The following is a 1,649-nucleotide window of genomic DNA, read 5'->3' as shown; positions in this document are numbered from 1 at the left end:
GAATGCCTCGGCAGCCATTGCCAGAGCATCCGTCATCATAATGTTCAGTGGTCCGCTGATATGACGACGGACATACGGTAAAAAATCACTCAGTTCCGCCATGCTGTTCAGTCTCCGCAACACGACGGCGAAATGCCTCACGCACCCGGATACGGAATGCCTCAGCCGTTTCTTTCGGGTCTTTGTGAATATCCAGCTCTTCTGCCTCACACAGCGTCGCCAGCCGTGCTGAGGTGAGCTTACTTAAATCCACCTCCTGCCCGTTAACAGAAACAACAAAACTGTTCTCCGCTTCTACCAGCGCAGCAAGCACTCTTTCCTGCGCCTGCTGTGCCTGCCGCAACTGCTCATTCTGTTGTTGCTTTTTCAGAACATCATCAAGCTCTTCATGACGAACCCAGACATCCGGAAACCCCAGCAGTTGCCAGGCCATCGCGCTGTCAACATGCACCGGCTCAAGACGTGGGAACAGCGTGCGACTTCCGGTAATGGTGTCCTTTTTCACGGGTTTTGGGCCGATATAGACAACGGCAATTTTCTCGCTCATATAAATTCCCCGGATAAAAAGCCCGCATGACGCGGGCCGGAAGGTTTTAATCAGTATCCCACCACGGTATAACGCAGCAGAACATTCAGGGTGCCGGTTGCAGCGGCAGTCTTAATGGTGACAGTAACCAGCTCCCCGTCACGCTGTGTGGTGTACGGCTCCACTGGCACATATCTGGCAAATTTTGCAGAAACAGCTTCGCTGTTATCGATGAGAGCATGCTCACCGGACTTAATGCTGACGGTTGCAGTACCCAGACCACCCGTTGAAACCAGTTGGAGTGAGTTGATACGGATGCCCACTGGCAGTGAGAGAAGATGAATAACACTGTCCGCTTCCGCAGCATTCACCGTAAATACGCCTTCTGCCACCGACTCATTACCGTGCGTACCCGTATAGACCCGTTCACTCAGTGACGGGGCAAGGATAGTCTTTGCCATAATTAATGACTCCTGAAAAAGCCGGGCGAAAACCCGGCATAGGGAAAGGAAAAAATCAGAGCTTCACTGCTGTATCAACGGCAATCACGCCGTGATCCTGCATCTTGCCGCTCTTCTCGGGGAGACGGATTTTTTTCAGACCGTTGATCCAGCTGATTGCTATCTCAGTACGGTTATCCATATCCGTTTTCTTCTCAACCATGTTGAAGTGACCGCCCGCCTTCTGACCGTAAGCATTTGCCAGCGCCTGAGCCCCCAGTAACATGGCGCGGTCAATATTGGTTGCAGCAGCGACCTCTTTCGTGGTTGCCGTCAGGTTATTCTCTGATACCAGAACCTTTGACCCCTGATAGAAACGGATCGGCATACCCGCATACTTGCGAACCAGGATATTGCGCCACATCGCACATTCACCTTTGAACAGCGGATGATTAAAACCTTTTGCACGGTTCACGGCACGAACCATCATCTGGTTCCAGTCCTTACCGGACGTCGAGGTGTACCAGTCATTCCACTGACGCGGCGTGACGTACAGGACGTAATATGGATCTTCTCCGTTAAGTTCATCACCGGACAGACGAACCTGCTGTAACGGATGCGCCATTTCGGCAATGAACAGGGAGAGATTGCCCACCAGGCCAATAGAAAACATATCTGCCGCT

General features: G+C 52.0%; 3 protein-coding genes. All 3 read right to left on the bottom strand.

The window, feature by feature from the left end; translation table 11 throughout:
- Nucleotides 1-85: 85 nt before the first annotated feature.
- The gene (locus Y887_RS17805) at nucleotides 86-547 is read right to left on the bottom strand and encodes a hypothetical protein (protein WP_001370499.1); all 462 of its coding nucleotides are present in this window, start codon (nucleotides 545-547) and stop codon (nucleotides 86-88) included.
- Nucleotides 548-597: 50 nt separating this feature from the next.
- Entirely contained in the window at nucleotides 598-987 is a 390-nt protein-coding gene (locus Y887_RS19630) for a hypothetical protein (protein WP_001140442.1), read from the bottom strand.
- A 55-nt stretch (nucleotides 988-1,042) separates the two neighbouring features.
- The coding region (locus Y887_RS17795; protein WP_046965620.1) for a phage capsid family protein at nucleotides 1,043-1,649 on the bottom strand (607 nt) is incomplete at its 5' end.

The organism is Xanthomonas pisi DSM 18956, from assembly GCF_001010415.1.
Classification (GTDB): Bacteria; Pseudomonadota; Gammaproteobacteria; order Xanthomonadales; family Xanthomonadaceae; genus Xanthomonas; species Xanthomonas pisi.
Note: the sequence above shows the minus strand (reverse complement) of the source record. Positions and strands in the feature narration are given on the sequence as shown.

What these genes read in the sequence shown, in the direction of transcription:
- Y887_RS19630 (WP_001140442.1), bottom strand. Translation starts at nt 987, where the DNA reads ATGGCAAAGACTATCCTTGCCCCGTCACTGAGTGAACGGGTCTATACG.
- Y887_RS17805 (WP_001370499.1), bottom strand. Translation starts at nt 547, where the DNA reads ATGAGCGAGAAAATTGCCGTTGTCTATATCGGCCCAAAACCCGTGAAA.